The organism is Aureispira anguillae (assembly GCF_026000115.1).
GTDB classification, from domain to species: Bacteria; Bacteroidota; Bacteroidia; order Chitinophagales; family Saprospiraceae; genus Aureispira; species Aureispira anguillae.
The window spans coordinates 1,136,324-1,156,637 of sequence record NZ_AP026867.1; the positions used below are offsets into that span (position 1 = coordinate 1,136,324).

A 20,314-nucleotide genomic window follows, 5' to 3' on the forward strand; every position below is an offset into this window, starting at 1 on the left:
CATGGAGCTGCAACGTAGGTAAATTTACAAACTAAAAGTGATAGAACGTACGAAGCAGGTATTATATAATAATAAGGTCTGTGTACAGGACAAAACAATTGGAATTAAATAAAGTAAGGGTTTCATTGGGCTATTTTTAGATGTTAGACCCTATTAAGTTGTGATAGGGTCTAACATCTAAAAGCAAAGCGGTCTAAGATCTAAGATCGAAATATAGGTTTTAGCTTAAACAATACTTTATAAGTATCCTTTACCTGTTTTGTCCTGCACTGCGTAATAAGGTACAAAAATGATTATTAATTAATACAACGCCAAAAAAAGCATCAAAAATTACTGTGCGCCCCAAGGATTGGTTGCCCAGACTGATAGTTCAGGAACCATTCCACGATCATCCATTTCTAAAACAGCTTTAATACTATGGGCAATCTCGGTGGGGGTTAGCTTGTAATCAACAGTTGGTTTTTCTATGCGATCCGCTTGATTAAATGCAGTAGGAACTTCACTTGGATTTATTTGCATGACACGGATATTTAAGGGGCGCAATTCGGCTTGCCAACATTGGGTTAATGCTCGTAAAGCAAATTTTGAAGCAGCATAAATGGACCCTCTTGCAAAACCTTTGAGGGCTGCTGTTGAGGCAATGTTGATGATGCTACCACGCTGTTGAGTTTTAAAATGGGGTAAAAGTTCTTGAGTAAATAGCGTCAAACCAAAAACATTGGTTGAAAAAACACGCTCAAAATGCTCAAGGGTAATTTCTCCTAATAACGGGAACTCTCCAATTCCTGCATTATTAATTAAAACATCAATGCCACCTAATTTTTCGATGGATTCAGCAGCTTTGTTGGGCAATGCTTGATAATCTGAAATATCAAAAGGCAAACCTAAACAGCCTATTTGTTGGGCAACTTCAGCTACTTTTTTAGCATTTCGTCCTGTAATTAAAACTTTTGCCCCTGCTTCTACCAGTACCTCTGCCATTGCTTTCCCTAGTCCTGAACTACCTCCTGTAATTAGGATTTTTGCATCGTTTAAATTCATTGTTTTATTTGGATTAGAATATTGTTATACTACTTCTTGGATTATTCATACAGCCTCGTTGATTGCTCGTGCCTTTTTCACGAAGTAGTGTGTTAATAACTCTTGGACTAATCGAGATCAAAGAGCTTTTTTTTATTTATTATATCAAATGCAAGGAACTATAAAAAGTTGTGGAAATGGGTTGATTTTTTATTATAAAAATAACTCTGCACATCATTTATGTTTTTCATAGTTGATAAGGAAGGGGTAGATGAGTTTTATTTGAGTATGAATTTGTTTTTGCGTTTAAATCGTTGTTTGTTAGTGTTTTGTGTGGTTTTATTGAGCGTTTGAGTGGCATTTTTTTTGAAAAATTATCTTTTTTTTTCCTAATGACGCTCATTATTTTTGAAAAGACTTCAAATAAAAATTCACCAAATAAATTAAAAACCAAATGAATAAGTTTTGTGCATTAAATCATCCTGAAGGAAAGAATTTTATTTATTTTTTTTATAAAAGTCAGTATTACAAATACGACTGGGAGATTGACAGAGTCGTTGATGGTTATCCTAAATCAATTAGATTATGGGAAGGATTGCCCATTGATGGAGTAGATGCTGCCTTAAATCATCCAACGGAAAAAGATAAATATATATATTTTTTCAAGGAAGGTACTTGTTTTTTATACGATTGGAACCTAGATAAAGTAATTAAGAAAAAACCAATTACCGATTTTTGGAATGGGCTGCCTAGTAGTGGGATTGATGCCGCTCTGAATCATCCCAAACAAAGCACTCGGTATGTTTATTTTTTTGCAGGAAATCATTATTATAAATACGATTGGGCAGCGAAAAAAATGGTTGATGGGTACCCTAAATCAACGAAAGCCAAATGGAGTGGCTATCCTAATAATTCAGTTCATGCTGCTGTTAATCATCCAAAGAATAAGGATAAAGTCTATTTATTTTTAGGAACTTGGTATTTTAGATACGATTGGGAAAAGGATGCAGTAGATCCTGATTATCCGTCCAAAATTAGAGCTGCATGGAAAGGCTTAACCATGTATCCACTTTGGAAATTCACCCCGACGCATTTAGAAATTATAAAACCAGAAGAATATCAAGACGATCCATATCTAGCAGCTATTTATTGGCGAACAGCATTGGGCATAAAAGGGAGTACAAAAGTTCAATTGTTAACTACTTATAAACAATTGGGGCAAGATGTTCCTGTGGGTAAGAAAATCGAAATACCATTTGATGCTAATTTAACCGTTATAGAAGAAGAAAACATCTTTGGTTATAATGTGCCGCATGAAGCAGATATTCCTGTTAGTGTTATGGGGTATTTTTTAATTGGCATGGATAAGGATTTTTCTCCACATAATGTCTTAGATTTTACAATGAAAGAATTGGAAGGGTTATTTAAAGCAGCCTTAGAAAAACATTTTGAGTCGATGGATTGGCTGTCTAATGTTGGAGGAGTTCCCAATCATGAAATGTTTAAGATAGCACTAAAAAATGTATTAAAAGATCGACAGCAACCCCCATTGCCATCTAATAGTGGAATTTCTCAAACCGTAGCCGATTGGTTGGCCGATGAGTTGGTCGGTAATGGAGAGTTAATACTAATGAATATTGATCCAGCCTTATCTAGTTTAGTGCAACTATCAACGGATAGACCATTTCCGCTTCAAGAAGCAACAAAGGTGATCTCCTTGGAAAAGATTGGAAAGTATGAGGTGACGTTTAAAATTGAGCGTCTGCCTTAATTTTGTAAAAAAGACAATCTTATTGGCCTCATTTTTTAAGATATTCCTTAAAAAATGAGGTTTTTATTATTAAAAATTGCTCAAAGCATCATAAACTTTTTGGGTAGGCAAACCAACAATACTATTGTAAGCACCTTCTATTTTTTGGATTTTAGCCAAGCCTATCCATTCCTGAATGGCATAAGCGCCTGCTTTGTCATAGGGTTGAAATTTTTTGACATAAAAATCAATTTCCTCTAGGGATATGGGCGCAAAGTGAACCTTAGCAACATCTGAGAAAACAACTTCTTTTTCTAAACTCAATAAACAAACCCCTGTAATAACTTGGTGTACCTTACCCGATAATTCACTCAAAATGCGAACCGCATCTTCATAATCCTTCGGTTTGTGATAAATCGTGTCTCCCATCAATACAATGGTGTCGGAAGCTAAAATAACTTTTCCTTTTTCTAAATGCCCTCGAACAGCTTGTGCTTTTTTTTGAGCTAAAAATTCGGGTACTTGTGCTTTGGGCAAATCCTCTGGAAAATCTTCAACGACATCTTGAAGCACTACATCAAAGTCAAATCCTAGTTCATTTAATAGTTGTTTTCTTCTAGGCGATTTGGATGCTAATAATAAATGAGGTTTTATTCTTTGCATAAATTAATCTTATTTTTAGGTAAGGAAGGTATGGATAAAAAATCAGCTTCTTTGACAATGGCAACAGACCTGACCAACGCTAAAAGAACAAAATTTTCAACTCCTTTAGCTTTGTTATTGATGATCCTGTGGGCTGCCAAATAACAGAAAATGATGACAAATTTAAAGAATTTAAATGAATTAATTGGTTAGCCTAAACTACTGAAGTATGATTTTTTATCTTCTATGGATTTAGTATATTGGTTACTAGTACTGTGTTATTCATTATCCTTTGTAGAATAATGCTTTGGAGGGTAATTATCTTGTTATTTAAACATTAATATTTGAGCTTTAAAACCACTTGATTGATAGGAAAATCAAAAAATTAATGTTTTATTGTATAAATAGTCTTAAATTTGTAGTTATGGCAAAATACAATATAGAATGGCTTCTAAAAGAAGTCTCAACTCAAAAACGTATTAAGTATGTCTTCTTTTGGGGGCATCAAGCCCAAAAAGATGGTCAGATAGGGGCGTCGTGTTTGAGTCAATGGTTTGACTCACCAGCTTCATTTGTTGTCGATGGAATTAACTATCAAACAGCTGAGCATTGGATGATGGTAGAAAAAGCTAGATTGTTTAACGATGAGGAGATGGTGGAACGCATATTGAATAGCAGTTCGGCTGCAAAAGCTAAAAAATTAGGTCGTTTGGTACATAATTTTGATGCTAAGGTATGGGACCAACATGCTTTTGATATTGTTAAACAAGGGTCTATTTATAAGTTTGGGCAGAATCCTCAATTAAAGGAATACTTGCTCCAAACGGGCAGTAGGGTATTGGTGGAGGCTAGCCCATTGGATGCAATATGGGGGATAGGCTTATCCAGAGAACACGAACATGCCTGCCAACCCAGTTTTTGGAGGGGGAAAAACCTCTTGGGGTTTGCCTTGATGGAGGCTAGAGATGTTTTGCTAAAAGCAGGATGATTTTTTGTAAATAAAGGAGTAGTTGCCTAGCATGATAAACCGCTATTGCTAAATGGTCAATAGTTTGTTGAAAAGCTTTATTAGGTTGATATGGATGTTTTTTGCTAAAGAAAAGTAAAAGAACAACGAACTACTAAAATTGTATAATATGACTACAAAATTTTTTGGAGCTATTGGAGCTATTTTTCTCATGGGATATTTGGGAACTTTTATTGGATGGTGGGGAATAGCCTTGGTGGCAGGAATAGTTGGATTTGTGCTTCAAATTCAAAGTGGACTTAGTTTTTTTAGTGGTTTTTTGGGCGGAGCCTTATTTTTTGGGTTTTATGCCTATTTATTAGATAGTGCGAATGAAAGCCAATTGTCAACCATGATGGCAGAGGTATTGACTTTTCATCCTTTTTGGCCAACTGTAGCAATTGGTGCTATACTAGGAGGGCTAGGTATGTTGACTGGAAAATACGCTAGAGATGCATTTGGAGGAGAACAAAGAGCTCCTAAGTATAGGGGAAAATATAGATAGTTGATTTTACTTCAAGAGGTAAAATTTGTTACACTGTAACAAAAGTTGTGGATGGTTTTTACAGAGCGTTTTAAATGAGATTCGATGAAAATTAGAGCCTGATAGCAGCGCTATCAAGGCGAAAATTTGAAAAAGAAGATCACTAAAAGACTCAATTAAAAAGTATTTAGAAATTTTTGTTACAGTGTATTTAGAATTAATATTCCGTTGATTAACTGCGTTGCTAGGTTAGCTAGTGCGCTAGCGCTTATGAGCTCCCTGAGGTCGGTTCGTTATCACTCGTGAGCCAGCATAGCTGGGTTCGGGTTTTTGACGGAATAATGTAGAATAAAAACAGTAACTAAATACATCAAAATAAGATAAATGGAAAAGCCGCATCGTTCAGGTTTTGTGAATATTATTGGGCGTCCCAATGTAGGGAAGTCTACGTTAATGAATGCTTTGGTTGGGGAGCGTATGTCTATTATTACCAACAAGCCTCAAACGACTCGTCATCGTATTATTGGAATTGTAAGTGATGAAGACTATCAAGTTGTTTTCTCAGATACTCCAGGGTTTATAAAGGATCCTTCTTACGAGATGCAGTCTAGTATGAATAAGTTTGTCTCGACTTCTTTTAAAGACGCTGATATTATGGTCTTGGTGGTAGATGTAACAGAAACTTATGACAACGATAACCCTTTGTTTAAGAAATTAGCAGGAGTGGAAGTGCCTTTGTTTTTGGTATTAAACAAGGTTGATTTAATTGATCAACCAACCTTGTTCAAGAAAATAGTGGAATGGAAAGACAAGGCTAATTTTAAGGAAATTATTCCAATTGCTGCTTTGCACAAAAGAGGAACGGAAGAACTTTTTGGCTTTATCTTAGATAATCTTCCGATTGGTCCTGTTTATTATTCAAAAGACCAATTTACGGATCGCCCAGAACGCTTTTTTGTCTCTGAAATTATCAGAGAAAAAATTCTAATGAACTACTACCAAGAAATCCCTTATTCTTGTGAGGTAGTCGTGGATGCTTTTCAAGAAGATCCCAATCCTAAGAAAAATTTGGTGCGGATACATGCTACGATTTTTGTAGGTAGAGAGAGCCAAAAAAACATTATCATAGGTAAGAAAGGAGCCGCTATAAAAAAATTAGGAATCAATGCTCGCTATGCCATCGAAAAATTCTTAGACAAGAAAATCTACTTGGAATTATTTGTCAAGGTTAAAGACAATTGGAGAAATGACGATAAAATGCTAAAGAGCTTTGGATATAAAGAATAAGATTTGTTGTTAAATACAGAAAAAATGCCAACACCTCAATTAAATTTAATTGCTCAATCTATTTTATTTTTAATGCCTTCTGGGATTCAATCTAATTTTCAAGTACGATTGGGAGTACATACGGATGCTACTACCGTGCTTTCAAAAGGTGATTTTACGATAGCAAATTGCAAAGATATACCAGATGCAGTTGATAAAGCGATGCAGTTGATTACTGCTATGAATTTGAGTATAGCAGACAATTTTATATTGGTTTTACCTCCTTTTATTGGAAAAAACGAAGCCGAAGAGGCGGCATTAATTGATACGGCATGGATGATAAAAGAGGCGGCAGATAAAGGGGGATGGGAATTCTCAAGGCATCTTCCTGCGCCTATTTTTTAATTGTTTGCAAAATGCCCAAAAATGAAACTGATTTTCCGTTTGTTCTGCTTGCTCCTTGTGTTTCAATTGTGTGCTTGCGCCAGTCAATCTGATCCTGCTGCTACAGATGCACCTTTTAAGAAAAAGAAACAGGACTTATCCTCGAAACAAGAAAACGCTACAAAAAGTAAAGGATTGATAGGAGAGAAGAACAATTCTATGGATGATAAGGGAGGGGTGGATGAGTTGAAGGGGCGGAGCTTGCCAGAAGAGGTAATGGAGGAGGAGGAAATGGGCTTGTCTATCATTTCTTATCAGAACATAGAGGAAAAAATAACGGAAGAAAGACCTGTTCAGGGACAAAAGGTTAAGTTGTCCATTCAGAACAACCATAAACAAGCCATGTGGTATTTAATGCCTGTTTCGGGAGAAAAAGAAATGCCTAAGGATGGACGGTTTCGGGTGAACCCAGAAGCCAATCCTCCTTTCTTGGCGAAGGGCTATGGTCAAATGAATCAAACATTAATTGAGTTGATTTATCATGGACAGCTCAATCAGAGCTTTCGAGCATTTTGCATAGAAGCAGGAAGTTCTTTGTTGTTTAGAAATTATGACTTAGGAACTTACTCGGAAGGAGAATATGTGCCCTTTTGGGCTGTAAAAGAATTGGTAACCAATAATCAGATCAAATTAGAAAACTGGTTGCCTTTTTCTGTGACTTCTTCGCCCAATGTTGTTATGCACAATAAAACAGAAAGTGGTACGGCAAAATGGGTAAATTTGAGCGAAGGGGCTGCTTTTCCTTCTCAACCTATTGAATTTATACAAGCTCAGGGAATTAAGAAATACCAGATTCCTGTAGGCGTTATTCGATAGTTAAGGATTGTTTATATGTCAATAGAAAAAAAAAACCTAGCGCATTATGGAAAAAAATATTACTTTTGAAGTATTAAGATAAAGAGACCCCTTACTTTTGAAGCAAGGAATTGCGTGTATTATATATTAATGAGAAATGACATTTGAGGAATTAGAATTAGATTACGATTTATTAGATGCCTTAGACTATATGGGTTTTGTGAATGCAACACCTATTCAAGAACAAGCCATACCACTTATATTAGAAGGGCAAGATTTAATTGCTTGTGCACAAACTGGTACTGGAAAAACAGCGGCTTTTATATTACCAATCCTTAATAAACTTGCTGAAAATCCTACTCCCCAGACCAATACACTGGTGATTTGCCCAACACGAGAACTTGCTATTCAGATTGAAAAACAGGTACAGGGCTTTGCCTATTTTGTAGGAGTTAGTTCTATTGCTGTTTATGGAGGTAGTGGAGGTGATGATTTTGCACAACAAAAACGAGCTTTGACCCAAGGAAGCAATATCATTGTTGCCACTCCAGGGAAGTTGATTTCTCATCTGAATTTAGGATATGTAAAGTTTGAAAATGTCGAACATCTGATTTTGGATGAGGCTGATCGAATGCTGGATATGGGCTTTTTGGAGGATATACAGAAAATTATTTCTTATTTGCCCAAAAAACGCCAAAACCTAATGTTTAGTGCTACTATGGCACCCAAAATTAGAACCTTAGCCAACCAGATTTTGACAAAACCTCAAACGATTAATATTGCATTAGATAAACCTGCTGAAGGAGTTTTGCAAGCAGCTTATCTAACTTATGATCATCAAAAAACACCTTTGATTCATAGTTTGTTGGCAGATAAACCAGAGTATGAGCGAATTTTAATTTTTACGTCTACCAAACGAAAGGTATTTGATATTGTTCGTTCGCTTAGAAAAGAGGGCTATTCTGTCGCTGGAATTTCTTCTGATTTGGATCAGGATAGTCGAGAAAAAGTATTGCTGGAGTTTAAACAAAAAACGGTTCGTATTCTTGTTGCTACTGATATATTGAGTCGTGGGGTCGATATCAAAGACATTAATTTGGTCATCAATTATGATGTTCCAGGCGATGCTGCTGATTATGTCCACAGGGTAGGACGTACCGCTCGTGCTTCTACTACAGGGGTTGCATTGACCTTGGTGAATGAGGACGATATGTATAAATTTTCTAGAATCGAAAAATTAATCGAGTCAAAAATTCCTCAAATACGACTTCCTCAAGCGTTGGGTGATGGTCCAGAATATAAGTTGCGTGGAGGTGGGCGAAAAAAGAAATACAACAACAAGAATAAAAATGCCAACCGTTCTAAAGGGACTAATTATAGAAAAAAAACAGGCAATAGAAATTCAAAAAATAAGTCGCAAAAGACAAAGAACAAATAAGTAGAATGGACGGACGGAACAGAACAGATATAAAGGTAGGAGCAGAAGTAGCTATTGTGCTAAAAAAGGATCAAGCTACGGGATTGTTGACTGAGGGCTATGTTAAAAATATACTAACCAAAAGCAAATTTCATCCACATGGCATAAAAGTACGCCTAGATACTGGTGAGGTGGGGCGTGTAAAAGAAATTTTAGACGATGGGGAATAAGTTTTTTTAGAACACTGTGTACTTAGTTCCACATATCAATAGGTCGAATTTCAAAACCCTTGTCTAATAATTGCATTAATAAACCACAGTCGTAGCGTAGATGGTACCAACCAATAGCTACAAAACAGTTGTGTTCCTCCAAGTATTGAGGTAACAAGTCAGCCCACTGCTTATTCCGTTCCGTTATAAGTGGATAAATCGTAGGGCATGGATCTCTGAACGCAAAGGGCAGTTCCATATCTCGATAGTCCATGACAAAGTCACATTCATCTTCCAAGGTATGGTGGTTGGATTTAAGTCCTTTTATCAAAATTTTGAGACGTTTAATTTGAAGAATTTCAGAATTTCGAGGGACATATTCTTCTTTGAGCTGCTTAAATCGATCTTCTCCTTTTTCAAATCCTTTGGTTGGGATATTATACATTGCTGCCAAATTCTCTATATAGGTATCCATATTCCGAAAATCATCTCGTTCGCTACACCCTTCGCAGACATCTCTAAAATATTCTAAACTAAGGTATAAATCGAGTTCGTGCAAATGAAGTTTTTGATACGGCTTGCCTTGAAATTTTTCAGCAATAAATTGCAATTCACTTCTATTCAATAACTTTTCCAACGTTGGGTTATCAACCCTGTCTTTTACTACAGTCCAAAGATTAGCATCATTGCCAATCGTTTGTAAGAGTACTAAATCGGCCTGCTTTAATTTTTTGTAGGCTGTGGACATGGTATGAAAAAATTTGCTTCCAAAAGCATGCGAAGTACCTAAAATATAAGAAGTTTTATCATGAACGGTGTCCTTGACTTCCCATAGAACGGTATGATAAATGGTATGGTTAAACTGAGCATGGCTACATTTTGCCCCCAATAGGCTAAATATACAAAATAAATAAAATCGCATATCTTATGTTTTTTTAGTACGTGGTAGGGGCGTATATCACAAAGTAATAGCGAATTCAGTTGGCTCGTTTATGAGCGTGACCACTTATGTTAAAACGATTCATCATGCTCCATTTTAGTAGACCTACTGGTATAGTTTGGGAATGTTTAGGCGCTAAAAATGCTCTTTTGATAGAGAAATTTTTTTCTTTTTTATAAAAAAAAGAAAATGGACGAAGTATTAATTCAAAGACTATGAATAAAAAACTACATTTGTGTTGAATCAAATTTCCTGAATGGCTGAGTTGATTGTGAAGTATAAAGTTAACAAAATTGATCGAAATATTAACCATAAGAAATCAGCATTATTTATTCGATTTGCGCATGGGGGGAGTTTGTGAATGTTATTTTGTTGCTTCCGTTTTGTTTTATTCATACTTACTTAATGGGCGAATTTCGTGAGGCAATATAGCGAATGCCATTGTTCTGATTGGATAAAAAAACGTCAAAAAAACGAAATAAATAAGCATACAAAGTACTAGCTGAAAATCTGCCAATTAGTTGTATTGGGGAACCATTATTTAATTTATTAATCTACTTAAGATGAGAGTTTTATGGATAATTATTGTAACATTCATAGCATTTGAAGTTACAGCACAAGATAAAGAGTTAACATTGGAAGATGCCGTAATTGGACAATGGAGGCAATTTTATCCAACACATATTAGTAACCTAGTTTGGAGAGCAGAAGGGGATGTGGTTACTTTTCGTTCGGAGGATGCTAAGAAGATAATGACACAAAAAGTAGGCTCAAAAGAGGCAACGGAGTTATTTAATCTAGATGCTTTGAACAAAGCGCTTGGCGAAGAATTAAGTGCAATGCCTTTTATTCGTTGGGAAGCAGAGCGTGAATTTAGTTTTAAATATGGAGGGCAGCTATTTGGAATGCTTTTGACAGGAAACAAAATTACTAAAAAGAACGTAGTTTCTATGCCAAAAGCTGCTAATATAGATTATCACAAAGCTTCTCAACAAGTTGCCTTTACAAAGGATCATAATTTGTGGATTCAGAATAAAGAAGGGGATGAAGTTGCGGTTACAACATCTGAAGATGCTAATATTGTTAGCGGACAAGCGATTGCTCGTCATGAATTTGGGATAAGCAAAGGAACGTTTTGGTCGCCTAATGGAGCGTTTTTGGCCTTTTATCAAAAGAATGAAATTGATGTAGCAGATTACCCCTTGCTAGACATCAGTACCACACCAGGAAGTTTGAAAACAATTAAATATCCAATGGCTGGACAAAAAAGCGAATATGCGAGCATTGGTATTTATGATACAAAAACCAATAAAACAGTTTATTTAAAAGTAAAAGGGCCAAAGGATCAATATCTAACCAATTTGGGCTGGGGACCAGAAGAGAAATTTGTTTATGTTGCTGTTGTAAACAGAGAACAAAATCATGCTTGGCTCAATAAATATGATGCGTTAACAGGAGATTTTATCAAGACCTTATTTGAAGAAAAACACAGCAAATATGTTGAACCAGAACATCCTGTTTGGTTTATTCCTGGTAACAACAAGGAATTTTTGTGGTGGTCAGAGCGTGATGGTTTTATGCACTTGCACCGCTTTAATACGGATGGAAAATACCTTGGACAAGTAACAAAAGGCAAGTGGGTAACCTTGAATATTCTAGGGTTAGATCATACTGGCAAAAATATCTTGGTTACGGGAACCGATGAGTCTGGCTTGAATACAACGCTTTATTCTGCTCCGTTGGCAGGAGGGAAAGCGTCTAAGCGATTGGTGCAAACAGATGGTATCCACCGCTTTTCTTTGAGTAGTTCTAAAAAATATGTGGTTGACAATTATTCTGATATTAAGACACCGCATATTTCTCGTATTATTGACCTAAAAGAAAAGACTAAAAATACCTTGCATATTGCTAAAAATCCTTATGAAGGTTATAAAATTGCTAAACCAGAATTGCTTACCCTAAAAGCTAAAGATGGAACCCCCTTGCAGGCTCGTATGATCAAACCAGCAGATTTTGATCCAACTAAAAAGTATCCTGTTATCGTTTATGTTTATGGTGGTCCTCATGCACAAATGGTCAAAAACAGTTGGTTGGCTAGTGCTAGCTTGTGGATGTATCATGCAGCCAACAAAGGTTATTTGGTTTTTACATTGGATAATAGAGGGTCTGCTAATAGAGGGCTTGAATTTGAAAATGTAATCCATAGACAGTTGAGTAAGAATGAAATGGAAGATCAAATGGTAGGTGTTGATTATTTAAAAACACTGCCTTATGCTGATACCGATAAAATGGCGGTGCATGGTTGGTCTTATGGTGGTTTTATGACGACTTCGTTGATGCTAAAATACCCAGATGTATTTAAGGTAGGTGTTGCTGGTGGACCTGTAACCGACTGGAATTATTATGAGGTGATGTATGGCGAGCGTTATATGGATAAACCAGAAGAAAATCCAGAGGGATATAAAGAAACACAACTTAAAAATTATGTAAAAAATCTAAAAGGAGACCTTTTGTTGATTCACGGAACGGTAGATGATGTTGTTGTTATGCAACATAATTTAGCACTTGTTCAAGCCTTTGTTGATAATGGTATCCTAATGGATTTTTTCCCTTATCCAATGCATCCACACAATGTAAGAGGAAAGGATAGAATTCACTTGATGAATAAGGTTTTGACTTATATCGATGAAAAACTAGCTAAGTAATTAAAGAACAAATATAGACCATTCGCTAAGTACAGCGTATTTAGCGAATGGTTACTTACCGTTGAGTAACTGAGAAAAGACATGGGAACGATCCATAAAAAAATAGATCAAGCAATAATTGATGACTTGTTAGTGACCATTCCGAGGGGAACGGTTGATATGAGAGATGATCGAACCAAAAAAACTTGGTCGGTTAACATTGATTGTTTTAAACTATCTAAGTTTCCAATAACGCAAGCATTGTATAGAACAGTAACTGGCAATAATCCTTCAACATTCATGGGGGATCAACTACCAATTGAGACTGTTTCTTGGATTGATGCAGTAAATTTTTGCAATGAATTATCAGAATCTTTCGGAAAGGATAAATGCTATACCATTGATGTAACAACTGGAATTGCTGCCTTGAATTCTGAAGCCAATGGGTTTCGATTGCCCACAGAGGCGGAATGGCAATATGCTTGTCAGGCAGGAACGAAAGATATTCGGCATGGAGCATTAAATGAAATTGCTTGGTTTAAAGACAATTCCAATAATCAAACTCAAGCAGTGGGACAAAAAAAACCGAACAATTGGGGGCTTTATGATATGTTGGGAAATGTTTGGGAATGGTGTTCAGATATTTATGATGAAACGGTTTACGGAACCTATCGTGTCTTTCGGGGGGGCGGTTGGTGCGACCAAGAAAGGAGTGTTATGGCAACAACTCGAAGAAGAAGCCATCCTTTCTCGTTTAAAATAGATGACCTAGGATTCAGAATAGGAATGAACTCAAAAAAATAAAAAATAACCGCTAATAGGCGTATCGTTCATGGCTGAGAACCAAAGCCACGATACCGTGCACAAAACGCAATAATTAATATGGGACTAATTGCTTTAGAGGGGATGGAGTTTTATGCTTATCATGGCTTTTATGAAGAGGAACAATTAATAGGAGGGGATTATATTATTGATGTATATTTGGATACCGATTTTGATGCAGCTTCCTATAACGATGAGTTGGATGTTACGATTAATTATGAAACAATTTATCGTATTGTGAAGGTAGAAATGCAAAAAAACTCTAAATTGTTGGAAGCCATAGCAAGGCGAATCATTGAGAAAATAATAGGTATTTGCAAGACCGTACAAGCCATTAAAATTCGAGTGACAAAAAAACATCCTCCTTTGGGGGCTAGTGTACAACGAGCTTTTATAGAGCTAGAAGAAAGCTATGTGGTTCAGTGCAATAAATGTAAACGTCCTTTTCTTTCTCATCATCATGGAGATTGTTGGACCAAACATGGACAGATTTACCCTGAAACACGGGCAACATTAACCCGTACCTTTGGGCCTAATATTTGTTATAATTGCTTGCTTCCTCATTTTATTAAGGCTCGAAAAGATTAGCAGTAAAGGGCTTTATTTGGTTACCTAAAATCTGAGTGTTGGATAAAAGCTTAATTTTAGATTGGCGTGCTTTTGGTTTAACAAGGAATGTACTTATAATTTAATAACTCATAATAGTCTAAGAATAATGAAAAGAATTACTATTTGGATGTTTTGTTTTTTAACAGCATTTTCTTTATCTAACTGCGATACAGTACAAGATATTGTTAATACCACTTTGGGCAGTAGTTCAAGTAGTGGTGGTGGTCTAAGCAACGACCAGATTGTTTCGGGCTTAAAGCAAGCCCTAATACAAGGGACTTCAAATGGAGTGAATGTATTATCAGTAAAAGATGGTTTTTTCAAAAATGCAGCCGTGAAGGTATTGTTTCCGCCAGAGGCTCAAAAGGTAGAAAAAACATTGAGAGATGTTGGAGCAGGACAAATTGTAGATTTGGCCGTAGAAAAAATCAATCGTGCTGCTGAAGATGCCGCAAAAGGAGCGAAGGATATTTTTATCAACGCAATTACCAAAATGACGGTAAATGATGCCATGAACATATTAATGGGAGCCGATAATGCTTGCACCAATTATCTCAGAAAATCTACTTCTTCTGCTTTGTTTACTTCCTTTAATCCTGTCATCAAAAAATCGCTCAACCAAGTGGGGGCTTCTGATGCATGGGGAACGGTAATGACCAATTATAATAGAATCCCATTTGTAGAAAAAATCAACCCAGATTTGGACGATTATGTAACCAACAAAGCAATGGATGGGGTATTTCACATGATTGAAAAAGAAGAGAAATTAATCAGAAAAGATCCCGTTAAGCGAGTAACTGATTTGCTTAAAAAGGTATTTGGAATGCAAGACAAAAAATAATTTGTTGTTTTGGAGGTTGGGCTTTTGTGTTTTATGGATTGAAATAGAGCCGAAATTGAAAACCAAGCCATGAAATGACGAAAAAAAAGTCTTAAAATTATAGCTTTCGCTGTACAACTTGAAGTATCTTCTCGTTTGTAAGGTAAAAAAATGTCCTTGCTTATAGAGAATAATGCTTCAAGTTTTTTTTTGCATAACTTCTTTGTAAATTTGACGAATTCAAAATTTGAAACCTCTACCCAATAAAACAGGTTGGACTGTGGTTGGGAAGATATTATTATTAAAGTTGATGTAGCATACAAACTTTTTTTAATAATAGATACTTCCACGGAAGTATTGGGTTAAACAAACAGAACAAAAATTTATGACCATTTTGAAAGCATTTTTCAAGTTGTACTTGTTGAGTTTTTTAATGTTATATACTTATCGTAGCAATGCTCAACAACTAAGTTTAGTACCACTTGAAAGCAACCCTGTTATTCTAAAACATTTAAAAGATCATCCTTTGAGTGCTGCTAGAAATAACCAAGTTTGTCCCACCGATACCTTGACCTTGCCATTTTTTGATGATTTTGCAACAACCAACATTTATCCTAATTGCAGTCGTTGGCAAGACAATCACGTTTTCATTAATGCTGATATGGCCTATAATCCTCCTTCGGTAGGAGTGGCAACATTTGATGGGCTATCGCCTAATGGTTCTCCTTATGATGCGCTGTCATCTCCAGCTTTGGGCAAACCTGCCGATACCTTAACTTCACAGCATATTAATTTGTCGGGAAAAACGAGCAACGATGCTATTTTTTTGAGTTTCTTTTACCAAAAACAAGGCTTGTCGGATCGCCCTGAAGTACAGGATTCTTTTATCCTAGAATTTAAAGACATCAACGATGTTTGGGTAAGAGTATGGGAAGAAGAAGGGGTAGCCGATTCGGTATCTTCTAATGTTATTCTTCCTTTCGAGCAGCAATATATAGCAATAGACAGTACTTATTTTCTATACGATGGATTTCAATTTCGTTTTAGAAATTTAGCCGCTATTGCGGGAAACAACGATCATTGGCACTTGGATTATGTGATGTTGGATGAGAATAGAACCAATAATGCAGATACCTTGCACCCAACATATGGTAGTTATGCGGATGTAGCATTTACACATCGAGCTTCTTCTCCATTAAAAGATAACTTGACCGCAATGCCTTGGAGGCATTTTGATGCTGCAACTTGCTGGGGAACAACGTTGAAAATCCAGAATTATAACCACAACCATAGTCAGGTTGCTACCTTGGATAGACAATGTACGGTCAATGAAATCAGCCCCAATACTACTTCTTTGTTGGTAGAAGGGATTCCTGCTGTAGGAGCTTATGGACCAAGTCCTAATACGAATGATAGTTTAACGCATACCATTGTGAATAACTATGCTACATTCAACCCAATCGAGAAAACAGTTTTGGAAACCACTTACACGATCTTAAATCCATCTGGTTTTCAAAGTAATCCTATTTTTGAGCCCAATGATACAACTCGAACACAGACGGTTTTGGATAATTATTTTGCTTATGACGATGGAACCGCCGAAACTCGCATCATTGCTCAAGGATTAGGAACTAAAATAGCAGTAGAATACAAAGCAGAGGTAACCGATACGCTTCAAGGTATTTATATTCACTTGCCTTACTTTAGAAATAGAGATGCTGAAAGAGATTTTGTAAATATCAAAGTTTGGGTAGATAGCTTGTCCAATGATTCAGAAGTTTTTTCTAGAGATTTGCACCATTTGCGTTATAGATGGGGATTTAACGGGTTTTATTTTGTAGATTTAGTCGATTATAATGGCGATAAATTTTTGATCCCATTACATGCTGGACAAACTTTTTATGTAGGTTGGCAACAATCAATTGGTACAAATGTGCCTGTTGGTTTTGATCGAAGTACAGACAATAAAGACAAAACTTGGGTTGGAGTTGGTTCTACTTGGACAAATTCAACCGTTAGTGGTAGCGTTATGATTCGTCCTTTGTTGTCTCCTGATAGCAATTATACGCTAATTCCTGTTCAACGATTAGAAGAAGCGACTAATAATTTGACGATTTATCCAAATCCTACCAAGGACATTTTAAATTTAGAATTAGAGCATTACGAACAAGTTGATGGCTATACCATCAGTATTCACAATGCACTAGGACAAATCGTTTATACAGCTGGTTTCGAACAACAACTTAATTTAGGAACATGGAACACTGGTTTGTATATTTTGACATTGAGAAATGAGCAAGGGAAAACGATTGCGCAACAAAAAATTATAAAACACTAGACTAGAACGGTGCAAAAATATATTTTTGCACCGTTTCATATTGTTCGTAAAGCAGCAAAATCTGTTTTGAGGACAATGGAATAATGAATAAAAGTAACTAGAAAAAAAGAACATGAAAGTAGATATTTTAGCAATTGGTGTACACCCCGATGACATAGAATTATCTTGCTGTGGAACGTTATTGCATCATATTGCAATGGGAAAAACAGTGGGGTTATTGGATCTTACTTGTGGTGAATTAGGAACGAGGGGAACGGCAGAAATTCGTCTACAAGAAGCAGAAAATGCTTCTCAAATGATTGGCGCAGTGGTAAGGGGAAACTTAGAAATGGAGGATGGCTTTTTTGAGTACACCAAAGAAAATATGCTTAAAATTGTAGAAATCATTCGTTTGATGCGCCCTGAAATTGTTTTGGCGAATGCAATCTCTGATCGTCATCCCGATCATGGACGAGCGGCTAAATTAACTGCTGATGCTTGTTTTTATGCAGGTCTTCGTCGAATTGAGACAGAGTGGGAAGAGGAAGCACAAGAGGCTTGGAGACCCAAAGCAGTTTATCATTATATTCAAGATCATAATTTGAAACCAGATTTTGTAGTGGATATAAGCCCTTATATGGACCGAAAAATTGAAATTATTCAAGCTTATAAATCTCAGTTTTACGATCCTAATTCAAAAGAGCCTAAAACGCCAATCTCTGGAATGGATTTCTTGGAGTCCATTAAGGGCAAAAATGCAATGTATGGTCGCCCTGCTGGATTTGCTTATGGGGAAGGTTTTATGGTAGCGAGAACCATTGGGGTAAACAATATTTTTGACTTGGTATAACAATCTAAAGCAATTCGTTTGCGAGCGAATAGTAAAATAGCAACTTCTAATAAATTTTTAAAACAGATGACATCAAATGCAGTTTATTTAGGCGAATTGAGGGTAGAAGCTACACACCTTAAGTCAGGAGAAATTATGATTACAGATGCTCCTATAGATAACAATGGAAAGGGGGAAGCTTTTTCTCCTACGGATACAGTTGCTACCGCCTTAGCGACTTGTATGCTTACTATAATGGGAATTCGTGCCAGCAAAAAAGGAATTAACATCCAAGGAGCCAAAGCAGAAATCACCAAAACAATGGCTTCTAATCCTAGAAGAATTTCAAAAATAGAGGTGAAGATTTCCATGCCTAAGATTGGCATAGAGAGCAATTTTCAAGAACTTTTAGAAATGGCGGCAAAATCTTGCCCTGTAGCTCAAAGCATACATCCAGATATTGAACAAATCGTTGATTTTGTTTGGTGATTTGAAGAAAGTAATAGAATAACCAACAGATATAAAAAATTCCCCAACTGCTATCAATAGAGACTATTATAAAACTATTAATTACAAGATTATGCGCAGTTTATTAGGATTGCTGATTTTATGCTGCCTACTGGGGCAGACACAAGATTTACTTGCCCAAAAAAGAAAGGGAAGAAAAGAATACAAGGTTTTTGATGAAAACACCAAACCTCCAAATGGCTTTTTGGTAGATTTTTCCTACGGGGTTCATTTGCCATTTGCAGACATGGCAGAGAATTTTAAATATAACTTTTCATTAGCAGGGAAGATACAATATATTTTTTCAAACAATTTTGCAGTTGGATTGGTTGGAGATTATCAGTTTGTAGACGATTTAAAAACAGATGTTGTCGCAAACCTTAGAGAAGAAGAAGGTTCTATTATAGATCGATTTGGGCAATTGTCAGATGTTCATTTAGGACAACGTGGTTTTTTTCTAGGAGCTAGTGTAAGTTATCTAATTCCCGTACTTAAAAAATATAAGCGCTCAGGGATTGAGGTACGTTTTGAGGGAGGTTATCAGCAGCATTGGGTTCGGATAGAAGTCTTGGGAGGAGATATTTTTGCTCTATCTGATGAGTATAAAAAAGGGTATGATCGAATGACGACAGGTTTTGCTATGCGCCAATATATTGGTTACCGTCATTTGGATAAAAATCGCTTATTGAATTTCTTTGGAGGTTTTGATATTATGCAGGCTTTTACTAAAAATAGAAGAGGGTATAATTTTGATACAGGACAAGTAGACAATAAAGATCGAATTGATATTTTAATCGGCTTTCGTGTAGGAGTAACACTTCCTATTTATATTTATACTCCTGAAACACAAGAGGATATTCGCTTTTATTAGAATTAGAATCTATTTTTTACGCAAAGTATAAAACCTGCCCTCAATTTGACAAAAGGGGGCAGGTTTATTTTATTAGGAAATACTATCTTTCTTAACATTATCAACTTCTACCATCAAAACTTCATCCAGAAGAGAAATTTCTTTACCAATTTCAATTGGTAGGGGCAAAGCAGTAGTAGGAACCAATACAATCCCTTTATGTTCTTCGTCAATCTCAAATGGATCTGTAATCTCTAATCCATAAGTATCCAACAATAGTTTAAATTTACTATCTTTTTGGGTAGACATTTGTTCTAAATCACCATTATAGATAACTGTAAATGTTATTTTTTTTGCTTTTTCAGATTCTTCTAGAAATGCTCTTGTACTACTTTTTAGCTTTTCATTAGACATGGTATCTAAAATAGTTGTTCCAAATGAATTATCAATGACGGATTCATTACAACTTATGGTAATTGTGAAAAAAAATATAAAAGCTAAAATATTGGTAATTGAGGAAAATTTCATATTGATTGAATTATGGAATATTTGATGTGCATGTTATACCCTACGATATAATAAAATTCGTGCCTTATTTTAACTTGCTGATTTTTAATATGTTGTAAATTTACGTAATTGCTATTTATTTTCATAATAAAACAGTGTTAAAAGAAAATAAAATTTTGCAGTGGTTGAAGTTAAGCACTAGTAAACATAGCTTTACAAAAAATGCCTAAAAGGTTGTGCCCTATTAGAAAATGAACATAGGAACAAAGAAGGGGAAAACACAAAATTAACTTTTAGGATATAATACAATACATGTGGGACATTGTAACTGTATTATCACCAATATAATATAATTTCAACAAAAATTGAAACTATTTATTATAAATATCCAATTTT

At 35.8% G+C, this 20,314-nt stretch carries 20 protein-coding genes; 16 read left to right on the plus strand and 4 right to left on the minus strand.

Features of this window, described 5'->3' with window-relative positions; genetic code table 11:
- Positions 1 to 330: 330 nt before the first annotated feature.
- Positions 331 to 1,041, minus strand: a complete 711-nt coding sequence (locus tag AsAng_RS04200) for an SDR family oxidoreductase (RefSeq protein WP_264791536.1) — start codon at positions 1,039 to 1,041, stop codon at positions 331 to 333.
- Positions 1,042 to 1,474: 433 nt separating this feature from the next.
- On the opposite strand from AsAng_RS04200, the gene AsAng_RS04205 reads away from it, so the two are divergent.
- Entirely contained in the window at positions 1,475 to 2,791 is a 1,317-nt protein-coding gene (locus AsAng_RS04205) for a hemopexin repeat-containing protein (RefSeq protein ID WP_264791537.1), read from the plus strand.
- Between the two features lie 69 nt (positions 2,792 to 2,860).
- Here the strand turns inward: AsAng_RS04205 and AsAng_RS04210 are convergent, their stop codons facing one another.
- Positions 2,861 to 3,433, minus strand: coding sequence for a Maf family nucleotide pyrophosphatase (locus tag AsAng_RS04210; RefSeq protein WP_264791538.1), 573 nt, complete (start codon positions 3,431 to 3,433; stop codon positions 2,861 to 2,863).
- A 403-nt stretch (positions 3,434 to 3,836) separates the two neighbouring features.
- On the opposite strand from AsAng_RS04210, the gene AsAng_RS04215 reads away from it, so the two are divergent.
- The 7 genes from AsAng_RS04215 (at position 3,837) to AsAng_RS04245 (ending at position 9,054) form a co-directional block, all read left to right on the plus strand.
- Positions 3,837 to 4,400, plus strand: a complete 564-nt coding sequence (locus tag AsAng_RS04215) for an NADAR family protein (RefSeq protein WP_264791539.1) — start codon at positions 3,837 to 3,839, stop codon at positions 4,398 to 4,400.
- A 148-nt stretch (positions 4,401 to 4,548) separates the two neighbouring features.
- Positions 4,549 to 4,923 carry an NfeD family protein gene (locus tag AsAng_RS04220; RefSeq protein ID WP_264791540.1) on the plus strand — a complete coding sequence of 125 codons (375 nt, stop codon included), beginning with the start codon at positions 4,549 to 4,551 and terminating at the stop codon, positions 4,921 to 4,923.
- A gap of 363 nt (positions 4,924 to 5,286) precedes the next feature.
- Entirely contained in the window at positions 5,287 to 6,189 is a 903-nt protein-coding gene (gene era / locus AsAng_RS04225) for a GTPase Era (protein ID WP_264791541.1), read from the plus strand.
- Between the two features lie 24 nt (positions 6,190 to 6,213).
- Positions 6,214 to 6,573, plus strand: a complete 360-nt coding sequence (locus AsAng_RS04230) for a hypothetical protein (protein ID WP_264791542.1) — start codon at positions 6,214 to 6,216, stop codon at positions 6,571 to 6,573.
- 21 nt (positions 6,574 to 6,594) lie between these two features.
- Positions 6,595 to 7,428, plus strand: a complete 834-nt coding sequence (locus AsAng_RS04235; RefSeq protein WP_264791543.1) for a hypothetical protein — start codon at positions 6,595 to 6,597, stop codon at positions 7,426 to 7,428.
- Positions 7,429 to 7,564: 136 nt separating this feature from the next.
- A complete protein-coding gene (locus tag AsAng_RS04240; RefSeq protein WP_264791544.1) occupies positions 7,565 to 8,845 on the plus strand; it encodes a DEAD/DEAH box helicase in 1,281 nt (426 codons plus the stop codon).
- 5 nt (positions 8,846 to 8,850) lie between these two features.
- Positions 8,851 to 9,054, plus strand: coding sequence for a YwbE family protein (locus AsAng_RS04245; protein WP_264791545.1), 204 nt, complete (start codon positions 8,851 to 8,853; stop codon positions 9,052 to 9,054).
- A gap of 22 nt (positions 9,055 to 9,076) precedes the next feature.
- Here the strand turns inward: AsAng_RS04245 and AsAng_RS04250 are convergent, their stop codons facing one another.
- On the minus strand, positions 9,077 to 9,955 hold the full coding sequence (locus AsAng_RS04250) for a TraB/GumN family protein (RefSeq protein ID WP_264791546.1): 879 nt from the start codon (positions 9,953 to 9,955) through the stop codon (positions 9,077 to 9,079).
- Between the two features lie 581 nt (positions 9,956 to 10,536).
- On the opposite strand from AsAng_RS04250, the gene AsAng_RS04255 reads away from it, so the two are divergent.
- The 8 genes from AsAng_RS04255 to AsAng_RS04290 all read left to right on the plus strand — a co-directional run bounded on the left by AsAng_RS04255 (position 10,537) and on the right by AsAng_RS04290 (position 19,432).
- Positions 10,537 to 12,678 (plus strand): S9 family peptidase, encoded by a 2,142-nt coding sequence (locus AsAng_RS04255; RefSeq protein ID WP_264791547.1) that lies wholly within the window; start codon positions 10,537 to 10,539, stop codon positions 12,676 to 12,678.
- Positions 12,679 to 12,759: 81 nt separating this feature from the next.
- Positions 12,760 to 13,461 (plus strand): formylglycine-generating enzyme family protein, encoded by a 702-nt coding sequence (locus tag AsAng_RS04260; protein WP_264791548.1) that lies wholly within the window; start codon positions 12,760 to 12,762, stop codon positions 13,459 to 13,461.
- Positions 13,462 to 13,539: 78 nt separating this feature from the next.
- Positions 13,540 to 14,067: a dihydroneopterin aldolase gene (gene folB, locus AsAng_RS04265; protein WP_264791549.1), complete on the plus strand. Its 528-nt coding sequence runs from the start codon at positions 13,540 to 13,542 to the stop codon at positions 14,065 to 14,067.
- Positions 14,068 to 14,194: 127 nt separating this feature from the next.
- Positions 14,195 to 14,929, plus strand: a complete 735-nt coding sequence (locus AsAng_RS04270; RefSeq protein ID WP_264791550.1) for a DUF4197 domain-containing protein — start codon at positions 14,195 to 14,197, stop codon at positions 14,927 to 14,929.
- A 364-nt stretch (positions 14,930 to 15,293) separates the two neighbouring features.
- Entirely contained in the window at positions 15,294 to 17,246 is a 1,953-nt protein-coding gene (locus AsAng_RS04275) for a T9SS type A sorting domain-containing protein (RefSeq protein WP_264791551.1), read from the plus strand.
- A gap of 112 nt (positions 17,247 to 17,358) precedes the next feature.
- Positions 17,359 to 18,075: a bacillithiol biosynthesis deacetylase BshB1 gene (bshB1, locus tag AsAng_RS04280; protein WP_264791552.1), complete on the plus strand. Its 717-nt coding sequence runs from the start codon at positions 17,359 to 17,361 to the stop codon at positions 18,073 to 18,075.
- Positions 18,076 to 18,141: 66 nt separating this feature from the next.
- Positions 18,142 to 18,543, plus strand: a complete 402-nt coding sequence (locus AsAng_RS04285; protein WP_264791553.1) for an OsmC family protein — start codon at positions 18,142 to 18,144, stop codon at positions 18,541 to 18,543.
- A 91-nt stretch (positions 18,544 to 18,634) separates the two neighbouring features.
- Positions 18,635 to 19,432 carry a hypothetical protein gene (locus tag AsAng_RS04290; protein ID WP_264791554.1) on the plus strand — a complete coding sequence of 266 codons (798 nt, stop codon included), beginning with the start codon at positions 18,635 to 18,637 and terminating at the stop codon, positions 19,430 to 19,432.
- A 72-nt stretch (positions 19,433 to 19,504) separates the two neighbouring features.
- Here AsAng_RS04290 and AsAng_RS04295 read toward each other — a convergent pair whose 3' ends face one another.
- Positions 19,505 to 19,939 (minus strand): hypothetical protein, encoded by a 435-nt coding sequence (locus AsAng_RS04295; RefSeq protein ID WP_264791555.1) that lies wholly within the window; start codon positions 19,937 to 19,939, stop codon positions 19,505 to 19,507.
- Between the last annotated feature and the right edge of the window lie 375 nt (positions 19,940 to 20,314).